Origin of the sequence: Pseudomonas sp. PS01301, assembly GCF_029960215.1 — a bacterium.
Taxonomy (GTDB): Bacteria; Pseudomonadota; Gammaproteobacteria; order Pseudomonadales; family Pseudomonadaceae; genus Aquipseudomonas; species Aquipseudomonas coleopterorum.
Genome location: NZ_JASCPM010000164.1, coordinates 1 through 252, shown reverse-complemented (window position 1 = coordinate 252; position 252 = coordinate 1). Strand labels below are relative to the sequence as shown.

Genomic DNA, 252 nt, shown 5'->3' with positions numbered 1-252 from the left:
TTATTGCGATGGAGGGACGGAGAAGGCTAGGCCAGCTTGGCGTTGGTTGTCCAAGTTTAAGGTGGTAGGCTGGGATCTTAGGTAAATCCGGGATCTCAAGGCCGAGAGCTGATGACGAGTTGTCTTTTAGACGACGAAGTGGTTGATGCCATGCTTCCAAGAAAAGCTTCTAAGCTTCAGGTAACCAGGAACCGTACCCCAAACCGACACAGGTGGTTGGGTAGAGAATACCAAGGCGCTTGAGAGAACTCG

The 252-nt window shown here is 51.2% G+C and carries 1 rRNA gene; it reads left to right on the top strand.

What is annotated here, in order from left to right:
• Positions 1–252: ribosomal RNA gene (locus QMX89_RS22880) — 23S ribosomal RNA — on the top strand; the annotation flags it as partial.